General features: G+C 54.4%; 1 protein-coding gene. It reads left to right on the top strand.

Annotated elements, in window-relative coordinates; genetic code table 11:
- Window positions 1-8: 8 nt before the first annotated feature.
- The coding region (locus FVA95_RS34235; protein ID WP_368667395.1) for a Gfo/Idh/MocA family oxidoreductase at window positions 9-270 on the top strand (262 nt) is incomplete at its 3' end.

Genomic DNA, 270 nt, shown 5'->3' with positions numbered 1-270 from the left:
TGGGGAGGCTGCACACTCGTGCGTACAAAGCACTTGCCGAAAAGTTTCCAGAGATTGACGTAAATATCCGACTGGTTTCGTGTTGCGATGTGGTAGCGGAAAACCGAAGGCAAGCAGTGGACCGGCTGGGATTCTGCACTGCGGTTGAGGACTACCACGATCTCATCGGCAATCCCGAAGTAGATGTCGTCTCCATCTGCGCGCCAAATTTCCTGCATCGCGATATCGCTCTTGCCGCTGCGGAGGTGGGAAAGCCGTTCTGGATTGAGA

It is taken from the genome of Pseudonocardia sp. EV170527-09 (assembly GCF_008369905.1).
Lineage (GTDB): Bacteria > Actinomycetota > Actinomycetes > Mycobacteriales > Pseudonocardiaceae > Pseudonocardia.
Note: the sequence above shows the minus strand (reverse complement) of the source record. Positions and strands in the feature narration are given on the sequence as shown.